27 protein-coding genes and 1 pseudogene are annotated in these 26,195 nt (G+C 66.6%); 25 read left to right on the forward strand and 3 right to left on the reverse strand.

Annotation, left to right across the window (positions count from 1 at the left end; genetic code table 11):
* Positions 1 to 47 precede the first annotated feature (47 nt).
* Together ACIF9R_RS24810 and ACIF9R_RS24815 are read left to right on the forward strand one after the other, a co-directional pair.
* Positions 48 to 566 (forward strand): hypothetical protein, encoded by a 519-nt coding sequence (locus tag ACIF9R_RS24810; protein WP_399984012.1) that lies wholly within the window; start codon positions 48 to 50, stop codon positions 564 to 566.
* Between the two features lie 158 nt (positions 567 to 724).
* Positions 725 to 1,030 carry a hypothetical protein gene (locus ACIF9R_RS24815; protein ID WP_399984015.1) on the forward strand — a complete coding sequence of 102 codons (306 nt, stop codon included), beginning with the start codon at positions 725 to 727 and terminating at the stop codon, positions 1,028 to 1,030.
* Positions 1,031 to 1,456: 426 nt separating this feature from the next.
* Here the strand turns inward: ACIF9R_RS24815 and ACIF9R_RS24820 are convergent, their stop codons facing one another.
* Complete coding sequence (locus ACIF9R_RS24820; protein ID WP_399984018.1) at positions 1,457 to 1,927, reverse strand: LysM peptidoglycan-binding domain-containing protein; 471 nt, start codon at positions 1,925 to 1,927, stop codon at positions 1,457 to 1,459.
* A 220-nt stretch (positions 1,928 to 2,147) separates the two neighbouring features.
* Between ACIF9R_RS24820 and ACIF9R_RS24825 the strand changes: the two genes are divergently transcribed.
* The 23 genes and pseudogenes from ACIF9R_RS24825 (at position 2,148) to ACIF9R_RS24935 (ending at position 25,100) form a co-directional block, all read left to right on the forward strand.
* Entirely contained in the window at positions 2,148 to 3,140 is a 993-nt protein-coding gene (locus ACIF9R_RS24825; RefSeq protein ID WP_399984021.1) for a hypothetical protein, read from the forward strand.
* A gap of 107 nt (positions 3,141 to 3,247) precedes the next feature.
* Positions 3,248 to 4,294: a hypothetical protein gene (locus ACIF9R_RS24830; protein WP_399984024.1), complete on the forward strand. Its 1,047-nt coding sequence runs from the start codon at positions 3,248 to 3,250 to the stop codon at positions 4,292 to 4,294.
* Between the two features lie 326 nt (positions 4,295 to 4,620).
* Positions 4,621 to 5,862 (forward strand): AAA family ATPase, encoded by a 1,242-nt coding sequence (locus tag ACIF9R_RS24835; protein ID WP_399984027.1) that lies wholly within the window; start codon positions 4,621 to 4,623, stop codon positions 5,860 to 5,862.
* A gap of 110 nt (positions 5,863 to 5,972) precedes the next feature.
* Entirely contained in the window at positions 5,973 to 7,658 is a 1,686-nt protein-coding gene (locus tag ACIF9R_RS24840; RefSeq protein WP_399984030.1) for a hypothetical protein, read from the forward strand.
* Positions 7,659 to 7,790: 132 nt separating this feature from the next.
* The gene (locus ACIF9R_RS24845) at positions 7,791 to 8,744 is read left to right on the forward strand and encodes a class I SAM-dependent methyltransferase (RefSeq protein WP_399984033.1); all 954 of its coding nucleotides are present in this window, start codon (positions 7,791 to 7,793) and stop codon (positions 8,742 to 8,744) included.
* Positions 8,745 to 8,895: 151 nt separating this feature from the next.
* Positions 8,896 to 10,803: an AAA family ATPase gene (locus ACIF9R_RS24850; protein ID WP_399984036.1), complete on the forward strand. Its 1,908-nt coding sequence runs from the start codon at positions 8,896 to 8,898 to the stop codon at positions 10,801 to 10,803.
* A gap of 106 nt (positions 10,804 to 10,909) precedes the next feature.
* Complete coding sequence (locus ACIF9R_RS24855; protein WP_399984039.1) at positions 10,910 to 11,161, forward strand: hypothetical protein; 252 nt, start codon at positions 10,910 to 10,912, stop codon at positions 11,159 to 11,161.
* A 313-nt stretch (positions 11,162 to 11,474) separates the two neighbouring features.
* Positions 11,475 to 14,273, forward strand: a complete 2,799-nt coding sequence (locus ACIF9R_RS24860) for a UvrD-helicase domain-containing protein (RefSeq protein WP_399984042.1) — start codon at positions 11,475 to 11,477, stop codon at positions 14,271 to 14,273.
* 124 nt (positions 14,274 to 14,397) lie between these two features.
* Positions 14,398 to 14,583 carry a hypothetical protein gene (locus tag ACIF9R_RS24865; RefSeq protein ID WP_399984045.1) on the forward strand — a complete coding sequence of 62 codons (186 nt, stop codon included), beginning with the start codon at positions 14,398 to 14,400 and terminating at the stop codon, positions 14,581 to 14,583.
* Between the two features lie 90 nt (positions 14,584 to 14,673).
* The gene (locus ACIF9R_RS24870; RefSeq protein WP_399984048.1) at positions 14,674 to 15,087 is read left to right on the forward strand and encodes an SsgA family sporulation/cell division regulator; all 414 of its coding nucleotides are present in this window, start codon (positions 14,674 to 14,676) and stop codon (positions 15,085 to 15,087) included.
* A gap of 100 nt (positions 15,088 to 15,187) precedes the next feature.
* Positions 15,188 to 15,334 (forward strand): hypothetical protein, encoded by a 147-nt coding sequence (locus tag ACIF9R_RS24875; RefSeq protein ID WP_399984051.1) that lies wholly within the window; start codon positions 15,188 to 15,190, stop codon positions 15,332 to 15,334.
* 58 nt (positions 15,335 to 15,392) lie between these two features.
* Positions 15,393 to 16,475 carry an AAA family ATPase gene (locus tag ACIF9R_RS24880; RefSeq protein ID WP_399984054.1) on the forward strand — a complete coding sequence of 361 codons (1,083 nt, stop codon included), beginning with the start codon at positions 15,393 to 15,395 and terminating at the stop codon, positions 16,473 to 16,475.
* Positions 16,476 to 16,684: 209 nt separating this feature from the next.
* Complete coding sequence (locus ACIF9R_RS24885) at positions 16,685 to 18,196, forward strand: hypothetical protein (protein ID WP_399984057.1); 1,512 nt, start codon at positions 16,685 to 16,687, stop codon at positions 18,194 to 18,196.
* 62 nt (positions 18,197 to 18,258) lie between these two features.
* Positions 18,259 to 18,975 carry a hypothetical protein gene (locus ACIF9R_RS24890; protein WP_399984059.1) on the forward strand — a complete coding sequence of 239 codons (717 nt, stop codon included), beginning with the start codon at positions 18,259 to 18,261 and terminating at the stop codon, positions 18,973 to 18,975.
* Between the two features lie 318 nt (positions 18,976 to 19,293).
* A complete protein-coding gene (locus ACIF9R_RS24895) occupies positions 19,294 to 19,428 on the forward strand; it encodes a hypothetical protein (protein WP_399984062.1) in 135 nt (44 codons plus the stop codon).
* 180 nt (positions 19,429 to 19,608) lie between these two features.
* A complete protein-coding gene (locus ACIF9R_RS24900) occupies positions 19,609 to 21,075 on the forward strand; it encodes a hypothetical protein (protein WP_399984065.1) in 1,467 nt (488 codons plus the stop codon).
* A gap of 233 nt (positions 21,076 to 21,308) precedes the next feature.
* Positions 21,309 to 21,431 carry a hypothetical protein gene (locus ACIF9R_RS24905; protein WP_399984068.1) on the forward strand — a complete coding sequence of 41 codons (123 nt, stop codon included), beginning with the start codon at positions 21,309 to 21,311 and terminating at the stop codon, positions 21,429 to 21,431.
* 556 nt (positions 21,432 to 21,987) lie between these two features.
* Positions 21,988 to 22,212: pseudogene (locus tag ACIF9R_RS24910) on the forward strand (helix-turn-helix transcriptional regulator); the annotation flags it as partial.
* A 235-nt stretch (positions 22,213 to 22,447) separates the two neighbouring features.
* Positions 22,448 to 22,807 (forward strand): hypothetical protein, encoded by a 360-nt coding sequence (locus ACIF9R_RS24915; RefSeq protein ID WP_399984071.1) that lies wholly within the window; start codon positions 22,448 to 22,450, stop codon positions 22,805 to 22,807.
* A gap of 23 nt (positions 22,808 to 22,830) precedes the next feature.
* Positions 22,831 to 23,514 (forward strand): hypothetical protein, encoded by a 684-nt coding sequence (locus tag ACIF9R_RS24920; protein WP_399984074.1) that lies wholly within the window; start codon positions 22,831 to 22,833, stop codon positions 23,512 to 23,514.
* Positions 23,507 to 23,806: a hypothetical protein gene (locus tag ACIF9R_RS24925; RefSeq protein ID WP_399984077.1), complete on the forward strand. Its 300-nt coding sequence runs from the start codon at positions 23,507 to 23,509 to the stop codon at positions 23,804 to 23,806. Before ACIF9R_RS24920 ends, ACIF9R_RS24925 begins: the two co-directional genes overlap by 8 nt.
* Before the next feature lie 273 nt (positions 23,807 to 24,079).
* A complete protein-coding gene (locus tag ACIF9R_RS24930) occupies positions 24,080 to 24,208 on the forward strand; it encodes a hypothetical protein (RefSeq protein WP_399984080.1) in 129 nt (42 codons plus the stop codon).
* Between the two features lie 133 nt (positions 24,209 to 24,341).
* Complete coding sequence (locus ACIF9R_RS24935) at positions 24,342 to 25,100, forward strand: hypothetical protein (protein ID WP_399984083.1); 759 nt, start codon at positions 24,342 to 24,344, stop codon at positions 25,098 to 25,100.
* Between the two features lie 192 nt (positions 25,101 to 25,292).
* Here the strand turns inward: ACIF9R_RS24935 and ACIF9R_RS24940 are convergent, their stop codons facing one another.
* Both ACIF9R_RS24940 and ACIF9R_RS24945 read right to left on the reverse strand, forming a co-directional pair.
* Entirely contained in the window at positions 25,293 to 25,799 is a 507-nt protein-coding gene (locus ACIF9R_RS24940) for a hypothetical protein (RefSeq protein ID WP_399984085.1), read from the reverse strand.
* A gap of 181 nt (positions 25,800 to 25,980) precedes the next feature.
* On the reverse strand, positions 25,981 to 26,187 hold the full coding sequence (locus ACIF9R_RS24945) for a hypothetical protein (protein WP_399984088.1): 207 nt from the start codon (positions 26,185 to 26,187) through the stop codon (positions 25,981 to 25,983).
* Between the last annotated feature and the right edge of the window lie 8 nt (positions 26,188 to 26,195).

Here is a 26,195-nt window from a genome sequence, read left to right on the forward strand (position 1 = left end):
GGCGAACTGCATGACATGCCGGATCTCGCATATGAAGGAGAGCACCGATGAACCACCTCCACTCAGAAGCGTCCAACTCTGACGAGTTCAAAGGCTTCAACGAAGCCCGGCGCATCATGTGGTGCTATGACGCTCGTGCCCGCGTGTACGAGCGGTTCGAGCAGACAAGCTTCATCGGTGACACGAACGTTGCAGCGGTCCATGTCGACAACACCACCAGGGCAGACCGTGTGTTCCTCGTGGCATTCGACAAGGCCGGCCAGCAGGTCGGCGTCGACACGCTCTACATCGACGAGCCAAATCAACACCTCGACATCGCGTCCGAGTTCGATCATGACTTCACCGGCATGGACGTCGTGCCGGACTCTCAACTTGACCAGGCCATCTCTCGCGAGAACGGCTGGGTCGTCAACCTGAAGGTGCTGCGTGAGTACGAGCCCTTGGCTGATCGCCGGGCCACGCAGCGCGCGGTGTTCTTAGCGCATCTGCAGGACATGATGAAGAACGGTGACGTCCGCGGATTCCTGTTTGGCCGGGGTGAGTCCGACGACACTGATGCGGCGTGAGAGAACACGACCTCGTACCTCAGACGACCCCGCCGGCAGCATGGCCGACGGTCGTCTGATCTCTGACGCTGTTACAGTGCTGCATTTTCGCAACAGGGGAGGGGATCAGCACAGCTGATCCGGGCGTCGAACCCGGGCCGAGTGCTTTGCGGGGAGACATGCCGCGGACCGGCTCACGCCGGTCCCGGGTGACGCCTCGCGGTGATCCCTACGAGGCCACGCAGTTCGTCTTCGGCACCTTCGGCGTCCAGGTGTCGGCAACCATGAGCAACCCGCTGAGCATGGAGGACCTCGCGGTGAAGTTCCACAGCAACCGCGCCGGCGTCTACCGCGGCAAGACCACGATCTGGCAGGCCTCTGAGGGAAGTTTCTACCGCGTCGTCCAGCGTCTGGATCCGGCCGAGTTCGAGATCGCGACCCTCGTCCCCACCGGGTGGATCATGCTTCTGACCCTGCACAAATAAGCAGACGGCGTCGCCGACCAGGATGAAGCGATGAACCGCTGGCTGGACATCCAGAACCTTCCCCCGACCTCGAGCAGCGACTGGGCGGCAGCGCCCAGGACCGAAGCGTAACCGCCTCCGCTGATTCCGCGCTCACGCTGGACGACGTCCTCGATCTGAGCACAGCGCTCGATCTCGTCAATGCGAAGATCGAGCTGCTCAGCGAGTACAAGCTCGAATACTCGCATTGACTACGCGCCGGATGGCATCCGGTCCATGAACGACGAGGTCGAGCAGCTGCACCAGCTGTGCACGCGACTGATGGACCTGCAAGCCCGCCGGGAAGCAGAGTCCTCCGCCTGAGAAGACGACGATGCCCTGACCGCCTCGTGGCGGTCAGGGCATCGAATCAGGCTCGGTACGCGGCAGTGCCGCCCTGCCGGGTCGTCACACCAGCGGGATGAGTAGCGAGGCCCCCGCGTAGATGAGATCCGGATTCTGGATCTTGTTCGTCTCGACCAGGATGCCGATCGGCACCCCCGTCGTCCCCGAGATCGCGGTGAGCGTATCGCCTGGCTTGATGGTGTATGGCTTTACCTTCGGCGCGGGCTTCGCCTCGGCCGGTGCACCCGATCCGTTGGGCTTGTCCTCGTCGCCGCGACCCGGCGCCGGATCCTGACTCGCCCCGCTCTCGTCCTGCTTCCCTGTGCCGCCCTCGCTCGGCTGCTGGGCGCTGCCGCCTCCGGCGTTCTTCTCGCCGGGATTCACCGGCGCCTCGACCGGGGCGTGATTGCCCTGCAGCGCCCGGATGAAGCCGCCGTCGGACGTCGCGAGCTGCGTCAGGCCCCATCCGGCGAAGAGCGCCGCTCCGCCCACCATGACGCTGGCGGCAATGACGGGTCCGTTGCCGAAGCCCATCGGGCCGGCGTGACTCCCGGCAGATGCTCTCGTCTGCGCCGGCGGCTTCAACGCCGTCCCCACTGGCCTCTGAATCGTAGCCGTCATCCCTGTCTCAACTCCTCTTTGAATAGCGCTCGCAATCATTCATGTCCAACATCGACATTCTACTCATAGCCGAACAGAAGTTGATAGAATAAGGGATTGGATGGCAGTCCGAATCCTGTCTGATAGCCCTCCAATGGACCCTCGAACCACCGACCGCCAGACCGAACGAAGGAACCGCACCACCATGGCCAACTACTCCATCTCCGCCAGCCAGATCACCGAGGGCAAAAACGTCTTCATCCGCGGGAAGCTCGGCTTCGCCGTACTCGCCCGCCTCATCGAGGGCGCGGAGCTCGTCGCCAGCGACCAGCGCAAGACGAAGAACGGCATGAACCCCGTCGGCAAGCCGCACACCACCGCGACGATCATTCACGCCGAGGTCCAGTTCGCCGATCCGGACAACCCCACCATCGAAGAGCAGTTCGTCTCCGAGCGCCGCTACGACTCCCCGAAGCGGCCCGAAACCGGACCCAACTACTCCATCGACTCCAAGGGCAGCACCCTGCCGGTCATCGCGATCCCTTCTCCGAAGGGCGACGGCACCTACGACCAGGACGAGTCCGGCCGGGAGCTCGCGCAGGGCCTCGACGTCACGCTCGTGCTGCGCACCTACAAGCCGAAGAACTTCAACAACCGCGGCCTGGCCCTCGAACAGGTGATCGTTCACGAGGTGCCGCGCTACTACAATGCCGGCGGCATCGACCAGGCTGAGCTGGCTGCGCGTGGCATCGTGCTCAACGGCACGCCGCGCCCCGTTCAGGCCACTCCTGCCAGTGCTGCCCCTGCCGCCGCCGTCCCGGTGGCGACCGCGGTCGAGGACGGCCTGTCCTTCCCGGCCCCGCAGCCGGCGTCCGCACCTGTGGCCGTGGCCGCGCAGTCTCCGGTTCAGGCCGCCCCGGCGACCGCCGTGGCTGCGCCCGTCGCTGCTGCTCCTGCTGCGGATGTTGTTCCGGCCGCAGCTCCTGCTCCTGCCCAGCAGGAGACCCTGGAGCAGAAGCTCGCGCGCCTGGAGGCCGAGAACGCCTCCCTCAAGGACGCCGGTTCGGCGGTGGGCTCGCCCGTGGCCACTGGCCCCTGGAACGGCTCCGGCCCGGCCCAGCAGGCGGGGATCACCTACCAGGGCTGATCCACGCTGACCATCGATGAGACCCCCGTACCCGCATCCGTGCAGTACGGGGGTCCTGTTTTTCTCTTCCCCTCCTGACGCCTCCGATCGAAAGCGTGCGTCCCACGATGACTCCAGCCGACCTCCATGCCTGGTTCCCGCAGTTCTACGGCAACCCCGCGATCCGCGCTCTCGCCAGTGCCTGTCGGTGGACCATCTCCGGACAGATCGGGGAAGAGACCCCCGACGACCCCACCAAGCCGCCGAAGCGCAAGGCCCCGATCGACGTACGGCACCTGCTTGCTGGCTGCACCTCCAGCTGCAAGCACGCCGGCCCACTACGCGGAGCCTTCGCCCTGGACGAGACCTGCCTGCTCACCCTCGACGAACTCACCGCGGCGATACCGAACGCCGCGAACACCGCCTTCTACCTCCAAGCCCAGACTGACGGGCTGCTCGTCCTCGACATCGAGGCCGACTGCCCGCCAGGTGTGGCCACAGACCTGCTGCGGCTGCCGGGCATCCTCTACTCGGAGCTGTCGATGTCCGGCCAGGGCTTCCATCTCGTCATGCCGCTGCCGAAGAACTTCCACGACTTCCCCGTGGCCGCCGGCAAGCGCGTCCTGCGTGAGGAACACGGCTGGTACGAGCTGCTCCTGGACCACTGGTCGACCTTTACCCGCCAGCCGGTGCCCGATCGCATCGTCGCTCACGTCAACGCAGCCACTAGCGCGTCGACCTTCGCCTCCATAGAGGACCTCTACGCGCAGCTGGCCGTGAACGCCAGCGAGAGCTCCGGTGCTTCAGCAGCAGATGTCGACACCGCCGAGGACATGCCCGACATCCCGTACTCGCAAGCCATCGTCGAGCAGACCCTGGCCAGCGCACGCCATCAGCTCCGGGACCCCGGCGACTTCAACCACGACATGTCCCGCTGGGAGTTCTCCGTTCTTGCCTCGCTCTACGGCTGGATGCGGACGCAACTGCGCGCCTACAGCGCCCTCGGCGTCAAGTACTCGACGGGCGACACCACGTGGTTGCTCTACAAGGCAGCGCTCGACGTCATCCCTGCGCGCCCCAAGCACAGCGAGCGGCGCAACGGCCGGCCCTTCCTCCTCGACCGAGCCGCCGCGCTCGTGGCCGACCGCGAGGCCCGTTCCTCGTCGACCATCTGACACTCTGTGCCTGCTGCTTCTACTCCTGGTTCATCTGCTGCCTCCGGCAGCGGGTGGGGTGAGTGACGGGTGCTGCGGCGGGGCCGAGCACAGGTGGGAGACAGTGCTGGATCGCGCGGAGCGCGATCGGGTGGCGATGTGCAGCGGGGCTCCATCGCCACCCATGGCGGGAGTGCAGGTCTCCGCCGGGCTCCGACGGCGCGGCCCGCGCCACAGGACCGTTCACGGCCTATGCAGCCTCGGCGACGCCGAGAGCAGCAGCGCCGTCCTCCGACATCTCTTGTCTTTCTCTCTCTTCCTCGCCCACGCACAGAAAAGACACCGACATGAAGTTCAACGACACTCTGACGACCCTCATCAAGCAGTCACTTGAGGTCGGCGCGACGCCCGCTCTCATGGGCGAACCCGGCATCGGCAAGTCCAGCTTCGTCGAGGCCCTGGCCTACTCCATGGGCACGCAGGCATTCACACTGCCGTGCAACCAGCTCGCCGACAAGGCCGACCTCACCGGTGCGCGCCTGGTGCCGTACACCAAGGACGACGGCACGCAGAGTTACAAGCAGGTCTTCTACCCGCACCAGGTGATCCAGGAGTGCATCGACTACGCCGAGAAGAACCCGCGTGAGTGGCCGATCCTCTTCCTCGACGAGATCAACCGCACCACCTCCGACGTCACCTCCGGCGCGCTGACCCTGGTCACGCTGCGCCGCATGGGCTACGTCGAGCTGCCCAAGAACGTCCGCATCGTCGTGGCCGGCAACGACAGGGGCAACGTCACCTCGCTCGACGAGGCGAGCCTGTCCCGCTTCGCGGTCTTTCATGTCGAGCCCGACGCCGCCACCCTCATGTCCGTGCTCGGCGACAACATGAACCCCTGGGTGAAGACGGTGCTCACGCAGTACCCCGGGCTGATCTTCCAGAAGTCGACGCCCGAGGCCATCGTCGCCGACGGACAGGACGACGATGACAACGGCAACGTCACGATGGCCGATCTGTTCGACGGCGGCGAGGAGATGAACCAGCTCACCACGCCGCGCACCATCGACAACCTGTCGAAGTGGCTCAACGCGGCCGACCCGCAGCAGCTGGCGCAGTACCTGGCCACCCCGATCCAGATCGGCGACCGCGAGACCTCGCTGCTGAACGAGGCCATCGAGGCCTACGTCGGAGACACCATGTTCACCACGCAGCTCGTGGCCACCATCTCCCAGGACCTGGCGAACAACGCCGGCGGCGTGCAGCAGAACCGGGTGAACGTCCCGAAGCCGAACTGCTACCAGAGCCTGAAGGCCGCAGCGACCATGACCGACATGGCCGCGGTCATCGCGACGCTGACCGACAACGAGAAGTCCGGGTCGCTGCTGTACGCGCTCAAGGAGAGCAAGGACAACGCGCGCCTCATCGAGCAGCTGGCCCAGGCCGTCACCCAGATCGAGCCGGAGCACACCCGCACGCTCATCGAGATGGTGACCAGCCAGCAGATCGACCGCCAGAACCTGGAGGCCTTCATGGAGATCGACGCTCCGATCGTCAACCAGGCCAAGCCGGTCCTCTCGGCCTTCCTCTGATCGCTCGCTCACCGGTGGTGGGGACTGCTGCGGGCTGCCGTCCTTGCTGCAACTCCCCACCACCGGCGGCGCTCTGCCGCTGCCTTGTCCTCAGAAGGAGACCACGACCCATGACGATCACCGTCACGAACCAGAAGCCGGCCGTGCTCGACGCACTGCACACCATCTCGTGCACCGGTGGTTACGACCCGATGCCGGCGATCCGGCAGACCCTCATCGACCCGCTGCTGGAGCCGTTGAACCCCAGCGCCCCGGCGAGCATCACCGACGCCCAGGGCGCTGATCTGACAGGGGACATCCCGGATCTGGTCCTGAGCTGCCTCGGTAACACGCTGAACGCAGCCAGCGAGCAGACGGTCAAGGAGCTGCTCGGGCAGACCCTGATCAACTTCGACCAGGGCACACCGCTGCCGGTCGCCGAGCTCTTCGCCGTCCAGGCCGGGCAGCAGAACAAGATGCCCGCACCCTCCCCGCGGGTGCTCTACACCGCGCAGGCTGACGTCCTCCCGGCCGCGAAGGCCCTGCTGGCGGGGACCGGCGATGAGAGCGCCTTCTTCGCCTCGATCGCCTACACCTTCCACCCCGAGACCCTCGGGTTCTGGTTCCAGTCCTCCGCGGCCTTCGACGACTTCAAGATCTGGCTGTCCCAGCAGACGCAGACGATGGCCAGCGCGCTGCCGCCGGCCACCACAAAGCTGCTCAACGACTTCACGGCCCTGTCTCTGAAGGGGCTCACCGAGTCGCTGCTGGTGCGCAAGGACGACTCTGACGCCAACGATGAGCACTCCTTCGCCCGCGTGCTCGTGCACATGCTCATGAACTACGCCGAGCAGCAGCGGGCCCAGGCCGGCCAGCAGAACACCGCCCTGGACACCGGCGTCCTGCCGTTCACGCTTGGGGAGCTGTTCTGCCCGTGCTCCCTCGTCCTGGTCAACGTCGAGGCCCATGCCCGGGCCACCGCGGCGAAGATCACGGGGGAGTGGAACCTCATCAACCAGTCGCTGGCTTCGCCGGTGAAGGTCGTCTCGAACACGTCGCTGTCCAAGCTCACATCGCTGCCACGGGCAGCCGCCCGGGCCGCCGCTCTGGGAGCCAAGCAGCAACCGGGCCAGCCTGGCAGCCGTAGCGCCCAGGTGGCGTTCCGCAAACAGCCGCCGAGCAAGCTCGACCTGCTCAAGGACATCACCCGGGTGCTGCGCCGGATGGGCAAGGTCAACAAGTCGCAGAACATCTTCCGCACGACGAAGGCGACCTTCCTCAAGGCCAGCCGCCGGGACCCGGACGACTGCAATAAGCCCGGCCGGATCACCTCGGTGCAGTACATGCCCGACCTGCACATCTACATCGACACCTCCGGTTCGATCTCCGAGGAGAACTACCAGGAGGCGGTCATGATGCTCATCCGGATCGCCAAGAAGCTCAACATCAACCTGTACTTCAACTCGTTCAGCCACTTCCTGTCCCAGGAGGTGATGCTGCGTACGGAGAACAAGTCGACGGCTCAGATCTGGAAGGAGTTCCGCAGGATCCCGAAGGTGTCGGGCGGAACGGAGTACACGCAGATCTGGCGGTACATCAACGCCAGCCGCGTGCGCCAGCGCAGGCTCTCGCTCATGGTCACCGACTTCGACTGGCTGCCGCCGTCCACGCGTCAGGACCACCCGAAGAACCTGTACTACGCACCGTGCTCCGCCATGGACTGGTCGTTCATGGTTGACCTGGCAAAACGCTACGCCGACTCAATGCAGCACATCGATCCGAGCATCCGGCAGAGGCTCCTCGGCATGGTCGTCTGACCCTGCTGCCCCTAAGGACCGCCAAGAGCGGTGCCGTGCAACCAACTCCCCTGGCTGGCACCGCTCTTGGCGACCTCTGACGTTCTCTCGCGTCCATCCAATCCCTGCTCGGCCGCGCCAAAGGAACCTTCGATGCGAATCCCCACGGATGTGCTCGCAGTTCTATCAGACCGCACCAAGACTGACGGTCATCGCCTGGTGCTCGTCGGCCCCCGCTTGACTCCCGTCCTGTACCGGCGCGTCAACGAGGTCCTCGAAGCGGTCGGCGGTCGATGGACGAAGACTGAGGGTGCTCACCTCTTCCCCGTCGACGCCGCCGAGGCGCTCGCCTCAGTGCTCACCACTGGTGAAGTCGTGACCCTGGGGGAGAAACGCACCCAAGCTCAGTACTTCCCCACGCCCGACCCTGTTGTCGGCCGACTCATCGCTCTGGCTGACCTTGAGCCCGGCATGACGGTGCTGGAGCCATCTGCCGGCTCCGGTGCCATAGCCACAGCCGCAGTAGCCCGTGGTGCGATCGTGGACTGTATCGAGCGGGACCCCGGGTACGCCACCGACCTGTCGGACAGGCATGTGGCACGACGAGTGCAGGTCGCCGACTTCCTCACCATCCCCGCCAACCCTGGCTACGACCGGGTGCTGATGAACCCGCCGTTCACCCGCGGCACCGATATGGCCCATGTCACCTATGCCCTGCGGTTCCTGAAGCCGGACGGGCTGCTGGTGTCGGTCATGTCGTGGGCCGTCGCTGAACAGACCGGCAGCACCACAGCCTTCCGAAAGCTCGTGGAACAGCGCGCTGGTCTCGTCGAAGCACTTCCGGCCCGGGCGTTCTCCCAGTCCGGGACGACCATCGACACCGTCCTTGTCACCATTCCTGCCACCCGTCCGGCCGACGCCCGGCCCACGGTCTGGCCTGCGCGTGAACTCCCTACGCAGGACGCGGAAGAACTCGGAAACCCGGCCGACATCGCCGCGGAGATCGTCGCTGATCTTCGCAAAGCGATCACCGCTTTCGAGAAGGTCGCTGCCACGCTCACCAAGCCTGAGCCCATCACCGCGCCGGGCACTGTCGAGGCCACCTGATCCGGCTGCCCCTCGAAAAACGTCAAGAGCGGTGCCGCTTTTGACGACCCCTGACTTTCCCTCTCACTCATCCATATCCCTGCTCGGGACACCGTGGCGCATCCACCCAGTGCGCCACCACGCCGAGCGACCCGCACCGAAGGAGGACCCGGTGGGTCTCAGTAACTTCACACCCGGCGGCTCCGACGACGACAAGGGCAACGGCGGTGGCGGCAGCTTCCCTCCGCAGTTCCCGTCCGTGGGACTGCCGTCCAGCGGTGGCAGCGCCGACGACGTCAAGGAGCTCCTCGTCGACTACAACGAGAAGTTCAAGAACGCCGATCCGACCATGTTCCGTGACACGCTCATCGGGCAGGTCCTCTCGGTCGTCATCAGCAAGACCAAGCCCAACGCTCTGCTGGTCGGTTCCGCCGGCGTCGGCAAGACGAAGATCGTCGAAGACATAGCCCGGCGTATCGCGCTCGGCGACGCCCTCATTCCCGACCAGCTCAAGGACTACACGATCTACGAGCTGCCCATCACCAACATCATCGCCGGGACCGGCATCGTCGGCTCGCTGGAGGAGAAGGTCAAGGCGATCGTTGAGTTCGCCTCGGACCCCAAGAACAAGGCCATCCTGTTCATGGACGAGATCCACCAGATCACCGGAGGGTCCGGCAGCCATGGCGACGCCGTCGGTCGCAAGATCTCGCAGATCCTCAAGCCAGCCCTTGCCCGCGGCGACATGTCTGTCATCGGCGCGACCACCAGTACGGAGTCACGGGCCTTCGACGAGGACCCGGCCTTCGCCCGCCGCTTCACCCGGCTCATCGTCGACGAGCTGAGCGTGGAACAGACGCTGGCCGTGATGACCGCGGTCCGCCCTGGCCTGATGGCCCACTACCGTCACCAGATCGGGGTCTCCGACGACGTCCTGGCCTCGGTGGTGCAGATTGCCGAAGGGAACTCCCGGGCTGGCCAGCACCGTCCGGACAACGCCATCACGCTGCTCGACCGCGCGATGGCTGATCGGGTCCTGGAGCAGAAGAAGCTCATCGTCCAGGCCGAGAACGCCGGCGACACGGCACTCGCGCAGACCTTGCGGTCCATCCCGCAGGTGCCGCTGACGAACACCCGTGTGCTTGATGTGGCCAAACGCCTGATGACCGGAAACGCCCAGCGCAAGGACCTCGACGTCGCCGCGCTGAGCGCCACGCTCACCAGCCGCCTGCAGGGCCAGGACGACGTGCTCGCCAAGCTCACGGACCGTCTGGCCCGTGAAGAGCTCGATCTGTTCCCGACGAAGACGCCCACGACGTGGCTGTTCGCCGGGGCCTCGGGTGTGGGTAAGACCGAGGCGGTCAAGATCATCGCTGAGGAGACAACCGGCACCGAGCCGATCATCCTCAACATGACCGAATTCCACAGCGAGTGGTCGACGTCGAAGATCATCGGCTCACCTCCTGGCTATGCCGGATCGGACTCCAACCAGGAACTCCCGTTCGACACGCTGGAGTCCAACCCCCACCGGGTGATCCTGCTCGACGAGTTCGAGAAGGCCGACAAGGCCGTGCAGCGTCTGTTCCTCTCGGCGTTCGACGAAGGTTACATCCGCAACGCCCATGGCAAAATGCTGGACTTCTCCAAGGCCCTGGTCATCTGCACGACCAACGCCGCCCGTGATTCGCTCGACGGCAAGATGATCGGCTTCGGCAACAGCCCGAAGACCATCTCGAACCAGAGCCTCAACAAGGCACTGGAGCAGTTCTTCGACGCCGAGCTGCTGGGCCGGTTCTCACTGGTCGTGGGGTTCAACCCCATCGACCGGCAGACCTACCGGCAGATCATGGCCGCCGACTACGAGCGGCAGCGTGAGCGGATCGTCGAGACCAAGCCGCGGCTGGCCCAGGCGCTGCCCGCGTCGATGCCCGACGACGAGCTGCGCGCCATCGAAGAGACCACCTACGTGGACTCCCAGGGCGCGCGGCCAGCGCGCAAGGCTGTTCGCACCTGGATCGAGGACTACCTGCTCGCTGCCCAGACCGGCGGCACGGCCTCGGTATCCCCGTCGGATGACTGAGCAGCCGTCCGCATCGCACCGAGGGCTTCTGTTCCGGAACATCCGGAACGGAAGCCCTCGGCGTACCTCACCCCCACGCCCTCATTGCTCAGAAAGGGGGACATTCATGTCCATCATGCTCCCCGAACCTCTGCTCCAAAAGCACCGAAAGCGAGCCATGGAGCTCTCCGCCGCGGCCCGAGCGAACCTCACCACCCATGTCCGGAGCACCGATGAACTCCGCGAACTGGGCCTCATGCTTGGCCTGATCGAGGTCGATCCCGCAGGATCCCTCGTCACGGCCTGTCCCTGGGATCTCGATGCCGGCGATGCTGCCGTCGATGGTCCCGACCGGCGCTCGGAGTCGACCTCGAAGTGAGGTGAGCTGCCGCTGATGAACGACCGCGCGCCTGGGTAGCGCGCGGTGTCCGGGGTGTGGCTTCGCCACATACCCCGGATTCAGGGGCCTAACGGCCCCTGACGGGTGGGTTGAGAGGAACACGGGCGGGGCTCGTCGGCTGACGAGAGCCCCGCCCGTGTTCGTACCTGCGCCCATGACCCAGCCCTGTCGCTGCGCTTTCGCTCTCCTTCGAGAATTCAACTGACTATTCACCTCTTGTCAGAATCGCTATGCGACATGATTCAAACTTTCTCTCAATCTGCCTCTCGGCTCACTGAAGAAAGGCGGCGACATGCCTGTCCTGCTTGATGACCTCGACCTCTCGGCCAATGCCGTTGCTCAGAAGGCCGTCGACCCCAAGTTCTTCTCCTCGAAGCTCACCGGCAACGGCAAGAAGATCGGCCTGCTCAACGAGTCCCTGCTGCCGATCAACACTGCCACCAACACCGCCTACGCCATGGCCACCGACATCGAGGTCAAGCAGAGCTCGACGCAGCACGACATCACCACGACGTCGATCCCGCTCGCGCCGATCACGCGCCGCGCCCTGAACGCCGGCGAGTCCTTCACCCTGCCGAGCCCACACACCGACGACCGCTTCGCTGTAGACACTTCGTCCAGCCAGTTCGACGACTGGGACGTCGTCTTCGACATGATCCCGCAGGCCCTCGTGTTCTACGAGGACAAGTCCGGCGGCAAGTCCACGCGCGACCTCGTCATCCAGTACCGGATGGAGCTGTACTTCTTCAAGAAGGGGCTGCCCGAGCCGGAGTACGCGACCGCCGTCCCGCGCTCGGCCGGCTACGGCAACCACGTCGCCGCCATCTTCCTGCAGTGGGACACCAGCCCGCTGGAGAACGCCCGTGACTACGTCCAGGACGTGCTCACATCCGCCGGCCTGACGGCCTCCAACCTCGGCGATGAGTTCGACGAGTGGATGCGCCAGTACTCGATCTACGAGCGCATCACGCGCCTGGCCCAGATCTGGGACTCCGAGGCGATCGCCGACGAGATCTGCCGCTACATCCAGGACATGCCCGCGGGCCCGACGGAGCAGCAGCTGAACATGCTCGCCGTCCAGCTGCGCTACCTGGAGAACTACAACGTCCCGCTGGAGGCCTACCGCCAGATCCACAAGCAGCTGGATGCGACCTTCTCCGACCAGATCGCCACGAAGCTGTCGAAGCAGAACCTCAGCCTGCTCATGAACCACACGCTCGACCACCTGGAGCAGATGAAGCCTCAGCTGATCGTGCCTGCGCAGCCGGCCACGCCTTTGAATCTGCCGCCCCACCTGTCCAAGCAGCAGCTCGACGCGCTCACCACTCACGAGCCGCTGGTGATGACGCAGGCGGGAGCAGGCACCGGCAAGTCGACCGTGATCCTCGAACGGATCAAGTACCTCGAAGCCTGCGGCGTCCCCGCCTCGGACATCACGGTGCTCTCGTTCACCAACGCCGCAGCCGACAACATCACGGAGAAGAACCCGGACGTCGGCTCGATGACGATCGCCAAGATGATCATCGACATCTACTCGATGAACCACCCGAGGCACAAGGTCTCGGCGATCGACACCATCATCAACTCGATCGACATCTTCTACCCGAACAGCCAGTTCGCGGCGACGTTCCGCCACCGCCTGCTGGAGGTCGACCAGAACAGGACCGGCGCGTTCACGGCCCTGAACACCTTCGTCGAGAGTCACTTCGACGAGGTGATCGCCCTGCTCGACCGCATCGAGCAGACGTCGCTGGAGCTGCAGATCATCATCTGCTACCAGAAGATCGACGACATGGCCGAGCCGGCCCACGTGCAGTCGAAGTACCTCATCATCGACGAGGTGCAGGACAACAGCGTGTTTGAGTTCATCTACGTGCTGAAGTACATCACCAAGCACGCTCAGTCCCTGTTCATCGTCGGCGATGCCTCGCAGACGCTGTACGAGTTCCGCTCAGCGAACCCGCGCGCGCTCAACACGCTGGAGGGCTCGGGCGTCTTCGCGACCTTCAAGCTCACGACGAACTACCGGAGCAACCAGGAGATCCTGGACTTCGCGAACGTCGTGCTCGGCGGACTGGAGACCAACCAGTTCGCCAACATCCAGCTGCAGGCGAACTCGCTCGCCATGCCCACGGCCGACTCGTTCCAGGAGAAGGTCACCCTGGAGTACCGCGAGGTGGCCAGACTCACCGGATTCGTCACCCAGGACCTGCAGGCGATCGTGCGCAACACGGTCATCCCCGACTACGTGGACAAGTGCCTGGACCGGGGCGAGCAGGTGGCCTTCCTGGCCTACTCGCGCCGCGAGGTGTCCTTGATCCAGGATGTGCTCGAAAAGCGCTACCCGGACCGCCGCGTCGCCTCTCTGGTCAGCGATCGCGTCTACGCCACGGACATCTTCTCGAAGTACATCAAGTTCTTCTGGAACGACGTCCTGCAGGCACCGCCGACCAACGCCGCGTTCGTGGTCTCCCAGGGGATCAAGGACAACATGGACAAGCTGACAAAGAACGCTGTCAACGCCAACGTCGAGAAGGCGATCCTGCGCACGATCTCCGAGTGGTGGATCGAGAACAGCGCAACCATCAACGGCTGGGTCACGCTCTGCCACCAGGGCACGCTCACGCACAAGGCGTTCTTCGATCGGCTGCGCGACAACCTGCTCTCCTTCGAGATTCAGCGGAACCAGCAGAAACTGAACATCAACAAGCAGAAGAACCAGGAGCGCAAGCGGAAGAACCTCGAGTCCAAGGCCGACCTGGTCGTTTCGACGATCCACGGTGCCAAGGGCCTCGAATTCGACAACGCTGTCGTCCTCTACAGGGAGGACACGAAGATGACCCAAGACGCCAAGCGGATGTTCTACGTCGCCTTCACCCGTGCCATGAAGAGCCAGTACGTACTCGGCTACGGCACCGTGAAGAACCCGCCGATCCAGAGCAGTTACGAGCAGATCGTGACGGCTCTGACCGAGCGCGACAAGAGGAACGCCGCTCGCGCCCTCGGCATCGATCCGGACCTCCTGGACGACAACGACAGCACTGTTCCCGGCAACACCGACGATCGCTCTGCGGTTACCGCGGCCGTCTGACCAACCGCCGCCACCCCATGGCACAGAGGCGGGTGTTCTCGACGAGCGAGACACCCGCTCCTGCGGTCTTCCACACTTCACACACCTGGATGACCCAGCCCCCAAGGTCACACCATGACCGTATTTGGCACACAGGGCGCCCGGCACGAAGGCGTACGAAGAACCGCTCGCCGAGAGCCACGCCGAAGCCTGGCACTACCTCGACCAATGGGCCATTCACGGCGAGGTCCTCTTCGCCATCAACGCCCTGGCAGAACGCCAGGCGCAGCAAGTCGCACCCGCCATGTCCCCCTCCCGCACAGCGACATAGACAAAACGGCGGTGTTTGAGCAGCGCCCGGCCTTGCCTTCCACCGCCCGCCCTCCACCACGCATTCCCGCCGAAGAACAGGAATCCACCCATGGACTTTCCCGGCCTGGAACTGAAGATCCGCATGATGCTCGTGGCCGGCCCGGACACGCGTGTCTTCGTCCCCGTGCGGCTGTACTACAAGGACACCGACCCCTACGCGGTGCAGTTCTCCTTTGACGTCACGCCCGACAAGGTGGTCCCGTGGACATTCGCCCGGGAACTGCTCGACCAGGGCCTCACCGCACCCGCTGGCATCGGCGACGTGAAGATCACTCCGATCGGCTCTCACCAGAACCGCCGCCTCAGCATCGAACTGGAATCCTCCGACGGATACGCCCGCCTTGAAGGACCGGTAGCTTCCGTCGAGGCATGGCTCGCCAAGACCTTCGAGGTCGTCCCCGCAGGCCGGGAGTCTGAATCCGTCGACATCGACAGCTTCCTCAACGAGCTTCTGACCCACTGAGCCAAGCACCGTCCCGCACGCCCGCAACGGGTCCAGCGCAAGAAGAGCCGCGCCGCCGCAAGGACCCGGTTGGCGCGGCTTCTTCTCCGGCGGAATGCACATGCTCGCGCGAGGCGGCCTGTTCCGCCGCTCCCAGAGCTTCGTCGACGTCGCACTCGGCGCCCACCAGGGCCGCATCGCCGAGCTGTACAACTCCCTGGGGCACCTCCCTATTACTCCGGACAACAGCGGGCTTCCGATCCGCTGAGCGCCGCTGCCCCGCCGCCATCTTCACCCACATACTCCTGCGAAAGCGAGAAGTCTTCATGCCCGCATCCACGATCGTCGCCTCCGGCGGGGAGTTCCGCCTCTACGGGGACTCCGTGCAGACCTTCGCTGATCTGCCCGTGGCCACCTACACGATCGCTTTCTCTCAGATGGCCGGCTACAGCCTGCGCCAGACGGAGCCGCTGGCATCCGCCGAAGAGACCGTCTACGACAGCCACGCCTCCCGCGTACAGCGGATCGTCACCGGCTACTCCGCCATGGACCGTTCGCTCGGCGTCATCCTGTCCGGCGACAAGGGCATGGGTAAGAGCCTCATGCTCCGCCTACTCGCCGAGCGGATGCGCGAGGAACACCACCTGCCCACTGTGCTCGTGCAACACGACACGCCGGGGCTCGCCGCCTTCCTCGACGAACTGGGTGAAGTCGTCGTGGTCTTCGACGAGTTCGAGAAGGTCTTCTCCAACGAGGACGACGAGTCGCAGAACCAGTTCCTGAGCCTGTTCGACGGGCTGAGCACGACGAAGCGCCTCTACGTCCTGTCGGTCAACAAGCTGCAGCGCGTCAACGACTACATGCTCAACCGCCCCGGCCGCTTCCACTACCACATGCGCTTCGCCTACCCCGAGCCCGAGACGGTTGCCACCTACCTGCGCGATCAAGTGCCCGGAGTGGCCGAGAAGCAGGTGGCCGAGATCGTCGACTTCTCCCGGAAGTACGACATCAACTTCGACCACCTGCGGGCGATCGCCTTCGAGCTGCGCCTGGGCGAGTCGTTCGCCGAGGTGATCGGGGACCTGAACATCAAGCGCAGCGAGCACGCAAGCTCGCGGATCGAGGCTCACATCGTCTGGGATGACGGCAACACCGACGTCTTCGACGATCGTGTCGATCTGTTCGACAGCGACAGCCTGCAGATCATCAACGACTGGGACACCGCTACCGGGCTGCAGTTCCGCATGCGCGACACCGTCCCGTCCGAGGATGGCTACCTGCTCCCGGCGGGTACCTTCACGCTCACCGACCTCCGCGACGAGGACGACAAGTCGCCCGACGACAAGAAGGACTTGAGCGCCGCCTCGGTGACCCTGCGCCGTCCCCCGAAGTACTCCATCGACTTCTGAGGACCGAGCTGATCGAGCACGGCGGCAAGACGCCGTTCCTCTGGCGCTCCTCCGGAATTGCCCACGTCGACGCACTGAAGAAGTGGGCTCGCGAGGAAGTCCGTTGAAATTTCCCGGTCCTGAGCGCCTCCAACTGACCCATCCGCTCGCCACCCCAGTCCGGCGCATCCAACCCGCGCCGGTCCGGCGTCCACCACCCGAGGAGATACATGAACAGCCAGGTCCTCCAGGCGTTCCCGGAGTTCCGGCTGCGTCCGCCCGCCGACGACTCCGCGCCAGCCGACGTCGTCGACGCCCACGACCTGGTCGTAGGCCATGTCGCTACCGTCAGCGGCGGATACCGCGGCCACGCCGGTGCCGACACCGGCCCCCGACGCACGGACGCGCTGCGGGCGGCGGAGGACGTTGCGGTGTTCCATTTCGCCCTGCACGGCCCGGCTGACACTGAGCCGCACCCGTACGCCGGCGCCGCCGAGGCCCGGGCCGCGATCGCCCGTCTCCCTCGCCAGCGCCAGGCAATCGTCGACTCGGCCGCCCGCGCCTACTTCTTCCACGCCTTGCGCCAGGAGCACGTGGCCGCGATCCTCGACGGCTTGGAGGCCATCGTGCGGGAGCACTTCGCCATCGGGACCCGCGGCGGATGCCTGCGCGTCCTCCGCCTCCTGGACCAGATCCGTGAACCCGCCCGAGCCCTGCTCTCCCAGGCCACCGGCGACGAGCGCGAATGGATGGCCTTCCCCCTCGCTCGCCTGCTGGCCTTCACCGAACTGGCCGTAGCCCGCCTCCGCGCTACCGCTACGGCGCCCCCCGCCGACCTCGACGGCCCCTTCCCTGACCCCCATGCCGCCGACCAGGCTCTCGCCACCACCTTCCGCACCTACCGCGACCTCCAGGCCGGCATCCACGCTCTTCTCTTCCTCCCGGACGCCGCCCTCCGTGCGCTCGGCGCGCTCGACGATGGGGCAGCCCAGCTGCCGAGCGGTCCCTGCGCGAAGAGCCGGTCCGTCTGCCGTACTACCGCCTCCGCCCTGGACGAACTGGCCACCGCGGCCCGCAGCGTCGACGGTGCCGTCCCCGATACGGCGGCCGAAGTCCACGCCCTGGCGCAGGAACTGTCCAACATCGCGACCGACACGAGCGCGCGCTTGGAAGCCACCGCCCTCCTGCTCGAGGACGCCGGCCGCCACGGCAGCGTCCGCACGATCCTCCATATCCTCCAGGACGCCGATCTGGGCGCCGAGTCCGACGCCGGCACCCGCTCGGTCCGCGTCGGCGACTGCGAAACCGGCCCCATCCAGCGCACGGTGGACGGCCGCTGGACCGGCCCCAGCATCACCGAGCCCTACCGCTCCCCCGAAGGTGCCGCAGCCGCAGTCATCGATCACTTCCACGACCACGAGGCCGGTGCCGTCCGGGTCTCCGTGCACCTCGACTCCGCGGAAGACCGGCTGGTCCGTCCCGACGGCACTGTGCCGCTACGCGTGGAGGTCGAAGACGACGTGGTGCTGGATGACAGTGCAGAGGGCACCGCCAAGCGGGATCTGCTGACCAGGCTGCTCGACACAGCCGATGACCACCAGGATCAGGCAATCCGGGAAGCGGCGTTCGCGGCCGGCGTTCTCTGGCGCTGCCCGAACTGCCAGTGGGACAACCCCCGAGAGGCCGCGTGCTGTGAAGGTCCCGGCCCATGCCGCGTCGCGAAGCCGAAGAAAACCAGCTGACAACGCAGCCCTGGACTGGCTGTCGGTCGGCCCCGGGCACGAACTTGAAGGAGCAGATCATCATGGGCGCGAGCATGCTCATCGCCACCATCGCATTCCCGGCCGAAAGTACCGAACCGCCGAACTTCGACCGCGGCCATCAGCTGCTCGAGAAGATCGAAGACCCCTCGCTCTTCACCTTCGACGAGCCCGAGATGGAGGAGCTGTTGCCGGATCTGGACGGCGAGTCCGACCTCGTCGACGAGAACGGCGAAGTGCTCATCGAGTACGCCCGGCGTGCCGGTCTTGTCATCATCAACAACCTCGAAAAAGCCCTCGACTCCCGTGAGACGACATTCCTCACGGTCGCCGATTACAGGCTCTACATCTCCGGCGGGCCCTCCAACGGCGACAACCCCACGAACGCGACCCAAGCGATCTGGGACGCCTACAAGCTGCCCGAGAGCGTGCTCCTCGCCATGGGCTTCATCCTGGACTACGAACTGCCGCTCTCCCGCGCGAACAGCCGCGGAGCCAGCACGCTCCTCACTGACACCGACGTGGTCGACGCGATCGCGCTCGGCCTGGGCACCTCGCCGGAGTGGTCCGGCGCGAGCACCCTCGAATGGATCGCCGACACCATCGGCAAGGTACGACAGCACCCCGGGGACCGCGATCCCCGCGAGTACCGCGAAGAATTCACCGAAGAGCACGCGTTCGATCCGCGCGACGACAGCTTCCTTGCCCAGTACGTCAACGAAGGGGTCGACGAGGTCGACGAAGAGGAGAGCGAGGACTGACAGTGCTCGCACGATCCATAACCTGCAGCACTTGGTCAACCAGCTCAAGCGCCACCTCGAAGAGGCCGGATACGAGACCACCCAGGCTGCCGTTGGAGGAGTTCGGCTACCTGAAGCGGACCAGGAAGCCCACCGACAAGGGCACCTTCCGGCCCGAGCAGGTGGTGTGCGATGACCCGGAGCTGCTTCAGGGTGAGCCACCAGCGCCCGAAAATCCGGCGCCGGAGAATCCGCCGGAATCGGGGCCACCAGGGACGGGAAATCCGGCGCCGGTATGCCAGTGACAACCACCCCTGAAGGAGACGCATGCCCGGCCCCATGACCACTCTCCACGTGACCCCGGACGACCTGTATGCCGCAGCTATGGAACTGGAGCAGACCAGCCCCGTCGAATGGGTCGGCCGAGCCGGCGAAACAGTCGTACTGATCCCGCCCGCCACCAACTACGACTGACTTCACAACGCACCCGCGACCGACACGGGATGCGGCACCCCAGGTTGACGACGCCAACGTGCGCGGCTGGTTCTTGCGGGAGGGCTGCCCCCAATGGCTGTCCGAGACGGATTTCGACTGATCGCCCGCTGACGACCACCACGCCCGCCTGCCGCACGCCCCTACTGGAAGGACCCTGTGATGACGCTCCCCACCCCCGGCCAGTTGCGCACGCTCATACATGACGCGCTCACCACAGCGCTGACCCGCGACGCCGCCACACTGCCGGCCTCCATGCTCTACACGCCCGGCTGCCGCCCCGCGCTGTTCATCGACAGCAGCGTGGTCCGCGGCGGTCCCGGAGTCGGCAAGACGTTGTGGGCCCGGGTCCTGACCGACCCTGACCTCCGTGCGGCAGCCGCCCATGACTTGAAGATGCCGCGCCTGGAGGATACCCGGGTGATCTCCGCCCCTGGGGCCACAGGAGACAGCGACGGCTATCCGGCCGCGTCGGAGCTGGAAGCACTGCTCGGCGAAGGAATCCGCCCCGTGACGGTGTGGACCGCTGTCGCCCTGACCGCCCTGGGCGTCTGCGACCTCACACGCCTGCCCAGCTGGCGCGACCGCGCGCAGTGGCTGCTGCGTAACCCCGACGCCCTGCGCCAAGCCGTGGCCGACCTGAACTCGCAGGGCCGCACTCATCTGGTTGTCTTCGACAGCCTGGACCGGCTCCACCCCGATCAGCGCACTACGGATCGCCTCGCCTCCGGAGTCCTCCAGCTCGCTGCCGACCTGGCCCGCCTCGGGCCGCGCGTGAGGGCGAAGGTCTTCCTCCGCCCCGACACCCTCGACGCGGCCCTGCGGGCGCTCACGTCCGAAGCCCGACGTGCTCTGCGCACCGCCGACATGAACTGGAGCACGCCGGACCACTGGGGCCAGGTGACCGGAACGCACCTCTACGGTCTGTTCTTCCAGCTCCTGGCGAACCACCCCAGTGAGGGTGCCGCCGCCTTCCGTTCTCTGACCCCGGGCTGGAGGCTCACCCCCGACGGCCGCTACAACGCCCCCGAGCAGCTGACCTCCGATCCCGCCGCGCAGGAACGCCTCTTCACCATGATCGCGGACCCGTACATGGGCACGACCGCCCGCAAGGGCTCCACGTACCAGTTCATGCTCACGTATCTCCAGGACGGCGTCGGCGGACTCAGCCCCCGCCCGTTCCTCATCGCACTGAGGCAGGCCGTGCGTCACGCCCTGGACGATCACCCCGACCACCCGCGCGCCCTTCACCACCAGGACATCCGCCGGGGCGTGCCGGAGGGAGCGCGTGCGCGCGCCGCAGAGGTCGAGCAGGCCATGCCGTGGGTGCGGGCGGCACTCGCTCCGCTGGCCGGGCAGCAGCTGCCGATCGACTCCGACCAGGTCATCGCCCAGTGGGACCACACGTGCCTGCCAGACCGTCTTCGCCGTCTCGGCTCCCGTGCGGCGGACCCGTATCCCAGCGGCATGCGGCACCTGGCCCGCTACCACGACCTCCTCGAAGAGCTCACTGCCGCTGGCGTCGTGCACCCCAGGACCGATGGGTCCTGGGACATGCCCGAGCCGTTCCGCATCGCGTACGGCCTGGGACGCCGAGGAGGCGTGAAACCGGCCTCGGCCCCTGTCTAGCCCCGGCTTAGGCGCGCCCGGACTCCCGCCACGCACCGGCACGCGCACCAGCTATCGCGCTGCCCCGCCGCCGGATACCGACTAGTGGGGGTGCGCCCCCGTCGGCTGCGACGAGTGGTCGCACAGCGTGAGCGCAGGCGCTGGTTGGCTCGGTTCCTGAAGCCGAAGGCGTTGCGCGCTTCGAACCGCGCATCACCCGCGCCCTCAAGGCCCTCGCCGAGGTGGGCAAGCCCGTGACACTCGGCACCTTGCGGTGGGAGCTGGAAGGGCCGCCGACGTTCGAGCGGCAGCCGCGCACGGTCGATGACCCCGGCACCTCGGTCAACGACCGCGGAGTGGACGAGGTGCTGTGGTGAGCGACGTCCCCGACTACGTCCGGGGCCCCGGCCTCCAGCGGCCCCGCCGCCCGCAGAGCACCACTTCGGCTGGCCGGGCCCCGGGCCCGTGGGCCGAGTGCAGGTGCACGCACGAGCCTCCGTGCGTGGCGGGCTGGATCGACATCGACGAGCAGGAGCCCGAGCGGGGCCTCGACGGCCGACCGTACCCGGGACAGCCAGCCCGTCACCCACCAGACGACACGCCCGTGTCCCAACTGCCGCCCCGAGGCGGCCCAAGCCCTGGCCGACCCGATGCTCACGCGCGGCCAGCAATTCTCGAAGATCCGTAAGTGCAAGGAGCGCTGACATGTCCTCAGCCCAACCCACCGAGACGCGTCCCCGTACGCGGTACGAGGAGCTGATCCATGACCTGGGCGACGCCGCCGACCGGACGAGAGAAAGGTGGCTGACGAAGCGCAGCGTCGTCGCAACCTTCCTGGAAACCGTCAAGCCTCACTTGGAGGCGGCTTTCCGCCGCGGCAGGCTCGGCTGCCTGCGCGACCAGGGCCTCACGGTCCCCAGCCTGAAAGCCCCCCTCTCCGAGCGCGAAAAGCAGGTCGGCGTCCGGATGGCGCGCGGCCTGTCCAACGCGGCCATCGGCCTGGGGCTCTTCATCTCTGAGGACACGGTCAAGACCCACGCGCGCCGCCTCTTCAAGAAGATCGGAGCCCATGACCGGGCCCACGCGGTCGCCCTCCTGCTCATTCGGGGCGACATCACGGCGGCCGACGTCCTGGAGCCCCTGGATGACGACCGTTGACGCCCCCTCGCCCGCACCGGGCGCCCGGTCCACCTCGTCGAAATCCGGCGGCGCGTCGACGAGTACCCCAGCCGCTGCGCTGGCGGGCATGGTGCGGCGGCTGCCAGTTTCACAGCACCACTGTGAACGTCTGGCTCCCGGACGGCTCGTATCCCATCGATTCGTCATGCCGTCGTGCTCGCCGCTTCCCCCACAACATCCCACCACACGTCAGAGAAAGCGCAGCACACTCATCATGACCAAGCCGACCAACCCCTACGCCCACGCCTACGCGGACGTCCTGAGCGAAACCGCCGAGCACCAGCTCATGGTGCTGCACGATGACGGTCTCTATCGCCATCTGCGGATCCAGAAACCCTGCACGCGCATGTGGTCCTGGAACATCACCACCTGGCCGGGGCACCTGGCCACCTCCGGCGACATCGCCGACGGCTACATGTTCACGCGCGAGCCCGACATGATCCAGTTCTTCGCGCGCAACGAGTCCACGCGCCTCAGCAGTCGCGTCTTCGGCTTCCTGGTGCGCAGCTTCCGCGCGCTCGGCCGTCCGCGACGGCGGAGCAGCCACCCGACGACCGAGGCGGTGCAGTCATGAGCCGCCGTCCTGTCCAGGACCCAGTGATTGACGTAGCGCAGGGCGATGAGATCCACCCCGCCTTCGGCGTCGCGGTCGTGACGCGGAGGAGCGGCGGAGGTCGTTCTCTGTTCCAGTCCGACCTACTCCACAACGAGACCATCTCGCTCTCAGTCCACGAGGCCACGCGCAAGCGCGACCTCAGCCACGACTGGGTTCATCCGGGCCGAGAGCTCGTGGAGATCGAGATGAGCCTCGCGCAGTGGGGCTCGCTCGTGTCCTCCATGGGGCTCGGCAGCGGCGTGCCGGTGACCATCCGGCGCACCGAGCACAACACCTTCGTACCCGAGATCCCTCATCAGCCCCGTACGGCCGAAAGCCTGAGGGAGGTCCGCGAGGTCACCGACCGGATGTACGCCGAAGTCAGAGCCGCCACCGCGGCGCTGCACGAGGCGATCCACGAGAAGAAGGGAGTGAGGGCCACCAAGGAAGCGCTCAACGCACTGGAGCGCGCCGTCGCCAGCGCAGGTAACAACGCCCAGTTCACCGTCGACTCGCTCGTGGAGGCCGGCGAGCAGGTCGTCGCCCAGGCCCGCGCCGACATCGAGGCCCACGTCCTGGAGGTCGTCCGGCTGACGGGTACCAAGCCCTCCATCGAAGCCTCGTCATTCGATGCCCCGGCGCTGCCGGGGCCCGCTGCCAGCCGAGAGGAGCCCACCGGTGCCTGAACTCACCGTGCCCGATGAGCTGTTCGACGCCGACCTTGTCGCCTCCGACGAACACAGCCTGGCCGACCGCTTCGACTGGATCATCCAGGAGGGACAGCTCGTCCACGCTCCCGTCGTCGGCTGGACCTGGGCGTGCCCCGAGTGCGGCGAGTCCGGGCCCCTGCCGGAGATCCCTGTCCGCCTCGCCTCCCCGCACGGAACGCAGCGCCCAGTGGGCCCGTTCGGCACCCTCGTGCCACTTCCGGTCTCCGTCGTGCGCAAGTTCCCCGGCTCTCCGTCGCAGGCCGACTGAAGCATAAGCCTCAACAAGGAGAGACACACCAGTCATGAACGCACTCATGGCCATCGGGACGCCGCGCTGGCCACCCGCGCAGGCCCGTCCTCACCTATGCCGACCTCTGGATGCTGCGGTGCCCCTGGGCAACGCGTGAAGCGCATGATCATCAGTCAGCGGCTGAACGGCCTCGAGGGCGCCACGCAGACTCCTGGGAGCGCGTCATCGGCGACAGGATGTCCCTGTTCGCCCACGGGCACAGCCCCACTGCCGGTGGGAACACTCGCGCGCATGACCACTCGGTCCTTGACCTTCTACGAGATCGAGTGGGACGACTTCGCGGAGCTGGCTGAGGTGGCAAGGTTCACGCACAGTCAGCGGCGCGAAGGGTGCACCCTTCGTCACTTCCGGACGCCCTGATCAATCCGCCGAGAGCGGCCCCCTTGTGACGCAGGGGCCGCTTCCTAGCACCGGACCATCGAACGGCGACGGGCACGAGTCGCCGTCATTCTGTTAAAGAGAGGACTACTTGATGCGTAATACGACGTCCCCTGTGACGGAGAAGCCGAACAGCGGAGTGGAGCCGGACGCGGTGGGCAGCCTGCCCGAGAATGCACAGGAGCCGGCAGTGGTCGCCGCGCTGGAGGTGCTACGGGCGGCCGAAGTGCCGGTGGCGACGTTCCCCGCGCGCCGGATGCTGTACCGGGAGTGGCACAGCCCCCAGGGGCCGCAGGGCGCGTTCATCTGGCCCGGGGCCGGGCGGACGCTGGAAGTCTCCTGGTACGTCGACGGAGCGCACGACGAGCGGAACCTGACTGCCCGGCAGACCCGCGCGGTGCGGGACGCCCGTAACGCGGCCCTCGACGACGTCGCCGGGGCGTTCCGCGGGGCCGGTTGGACGGTGTGGCGGGTTGAGAGCCGGCGCACGGCGACGCGACGCGCTCTCCGTGTGGATGTGACGCCCCCGGCCGAGGAGGAGCCGCCCCCGGTCATCTCCGAGGAGGACGCGGAAGCCCTGGTGGCCGAGTTCGGCATCGGGGAGGGCGACCTGGACGAGGCCGTGTACGACGCGGCCAACGAGGACGGGGCCGACGAGTACAACGGCGGCGCGCACCCGGAGCTGAGCGATGACGACGCGTACGAGGAGGTCCACGGTGCGGCGGACGTGCGGGCGAGCAGCGTGAACAACCAGGGGGCCGCGGCGCAGGTGCAGTTCCTCGCCGAGTTTTGCGGCACCGTCGAGGGCCTCCGGTCGCTCCTGGGGGACCTGATGTCGCCGCCCGCGGCCGCGGAGTCCACGTCCGCCTCCTGACGCCCCGGCGTGGGCGGGCGGCCGTGGCGGAGGGCCGGGCCGAAGCGGGGACTCGGGGAGGCGAGGCGGCGGGCCGGAGATGGGCGCAGGCGGCGAGGGCAGGACGGCGGCGGAGGGCGGTGGGCCTGGCCGGCGGATCATCGGACGGAGACGGCTGGCGTCCGGGGCGCGGCCAGGTGCGGGGGAGGCGGCTCACAGGCCGCTGCGCAGCAGCGAGTACAGGGAATTGGGTGCCTCCAGGACACCCCAGTACCGAGACCCTAGCGGCCTCAGGGCTGGGGGCAGGGCTATTCCCAGGTACGCACTTCCTCCGAGTTTCGACCATGTGGGATCGATCACCTGGCCGTCCCTGTCCGCGCACCAGGCATGGAGCGTTGGTAGAGGGCTGCCGTCCCCGAGCGCGAGGCCCTCGATGTAGGCCAGGTCCGGGTGCTCCCGCTCTGTCTCCGCCGCGTTGACGAAGCATTGCCGCTCCGGGAGCGCCCGGACCTCGGTCGGGAGGGCGGCAGGGGTGAACCAGCGGCCGTACGCAGCGACGAGCTCGTACATCGACCGATGCTTCCACTCTGCGGTGCCGTCGTGATTCAGCTGGGCCTCCACAGCGAGGTTCGACTCCAGCCAGTCCAAGAGCGCTTGCTCCGCAGGGGAGACCGGGTGGGCGAGGTCAACGACACCGACGAACTCGGGGGCCGTTGTCATGTCAGCCGGGGTGCTCCCGTTGGCTACCCCGTTCGGCATGGTTCCCCTTTCCTGCCGGGTGCTTCCCAGACGCTCCGGTCCGTTTCCTACCAGCACGCGAAACCCACGTCCAACGGCGATGTGGCCCTCGGGCATGAGCGCGAGGCGAGGTGGCGGCAACGGCGGACGGCAGCGGGCACAGTCAGCGCTGCCGCCCGGCCTCTTTGACCACCAACCGCACGAGGCCCGCCAGACAGGTCAGGACAGCAGCGCCCACGGCAAGGGGTTCGGCCAGTCTCGGATAGGCGAACGTCAAGCAGACGACCCCTGCGGTGGTGAGCAGGCCCACCGCCGTGGCCAGCAGGAGCACAAGGGTTCGCAGCTCACGGTGTTCGGCGTTCCTGGTCATGGGTGAAT

It is taken from the genome of Streptomyces sp. NPDC086080 (assembly GCF_044540255.1).
In the GTDB taxonomy this organism is placed as follows: Bacteria; Actinomycetota; Actinomycetes; order Streptomycetales; family Streptomycetaceae; genus Streptomyces.

What these genes read in the sequence shown, in the direction of transcription:
- ACIF9R_RS24810 (WP_399984012.1), top strand. Translation starts at nt 48, where the DNA reads ATGAACCACCTCCACTCAGAAGCGTCCAACTCTGACGAGTTCAAAGGC.
- ACIF9R_RS24815 (WP_399984015.1), top strand. Translation starts at nt 725, where the DNA reads ATGCCGCGGACCGGCTCACGCCGGTCCCGGGTGACGCCTCGCGGTGAT.
- ACIF9R_RS24820 (WP_399984018.1), bottom strand. Translation starts at nt 1,927, where the DNA reads ATGGGCTTCGGCAACGGACCCGTCATTGCCGCCAGCGTCATGGTGGGC.
- ACIF9R_RS24825 (WP_399984021.1), top strand. Translation starts at nt 2,148, where the DNA reads ATGGACCCTCGAACCACCGACCGCCAGACCGAACGAAGGAACCGCACC.
- ACIF9R_RS24830 (WP_399984024.1), top strand. Translation starts at nt 3,248, where the DNA reads ATGACTCCAGCCGACCTCCATGCCTGGTTCCCGCAGTTCTACGGCAAC.
- ACIF9R_RS24835 (WP_399984027.1), top strand. Translation starts at nt 4,621, where the DNA reads ATGAAGTTCAACGACACTCTGACGACCCTCATCAAGCAGTCACTTGAG.
- ACIF9R_RS24840 (WP_399984030.1), top strand. Translation starts at nt 5,973, where the DNA reads ATGACGATCACCGTCACGAACCAGAAGCCGGCCGTGCTCGACGCACTG.
- ACIF9R_RS24845 (WP_399984033.1), top strand. Translation starts at nt 7,791, where the DNA reads ATGCGAATCCCCACGGATGTGCTCGCAGTTCTATCAGACCGCACCAAG.
- ACIF9R_RS24855 (WP_399984039.1), top strand. Translation starts at nt 10,910, where the DNA reads ATGTCCATCATGCTCCCCGAACCTCTGCTCCAAAAGCACCGAAAGCGA.
- ACIF9R_RS24860 (WP_399984042.1), top strand. Translation starts at nt 11,475, where the DNA reads ATGCCTGTCCTGCTTGATGACCTCGACCTCTCGGCCAATGCCGTTGCT.
- ACIF9R_RS24870 (WP_399984048.1), top strand. Translation starts at nt 14,674, where the DNA reads ATGGACTTTCCCGGCCTGGAACTGAAGATCCGCATGATGCTCGTGGCC.
- ACIF9R_RS24875 (WP_399984051.1), top strand. Translation starts at nt 15,188, where the DNA reads ATGCTCGCGCGAGGCGGCCTGTTCCGCCGCTCCCAGAGCTTCGTCGAC.
- ACIF9R_RS24880 (WP_399984054.1), top strand. Translation starts at nt 15,393, where the DNA reads ATGCCCGCATCCACGATCGTCGCCTCCGGCGGGGAGTTCCGCCTCTAC.
- ACIF9R_RS24885 (WP_399984057.1), top strand. Translation starts at nt 16,685, where the DNA reads ATGAACAGCCAGGTCCTCCAGGCGTTCCCGGAGTTCCGGCTGCGTCCG.
- ACIF9R_RS24890 (WP_399984059.1), top strand. Translation starts at nt 18,259, where the DNA reads ATGGGCGCGAGCATGCTCATCGCCACCATCGCATTCCCGGCCGAAAGT.
- ACIF9R_RS24895 (WP_399984062.1), top strand. Translation starts at nt 19,294, where the DNA reads ATGACCACTCTCCACGTGACCCCGGACGACCTGTATGCCGCAGCTATG.
- ACIF9R_RS24900 (WP_399984065.1), top strand. Translation starts at nt 19,609, where the DNA reads ATGACGCTCCCCACCCCCGGCCAGTTGCGCACGCTCATACATGACGCG.
- ACIF9R_RS24915 (WP_399984071.1), top strand. Translation starts at nt 22,448, where the DNA reads ATGACCAAGCCGACCAACCCCTACGCCCACGCCTACGCGGACGTCCTG.
- ACIF9R_RS24930 (WP_399984080.1), top strand. Translation starts at nt 24,080, where the DNA reads ATGACCACTCGGTCCTTGACCTTCTACGAGATCGAGTGGGACGACTTC.
- ACIF9R_RS24940 (WP_399984085.1), bottom strand. Translation starts at nt 25,799, where the DNA reads ATGACAACGGCCCCCGAGTTCGTCGGTGTCGTTGACCTCGCCCACCCG.
- ACIF9R_RS24945 (WP_399984088.1), bottom strand. Translation starts at nt 26,187, where the DNA reads ATGACCAGGAACGCCGAACACCGTGAGCTGCGAACCCTTGTGCTCCTG.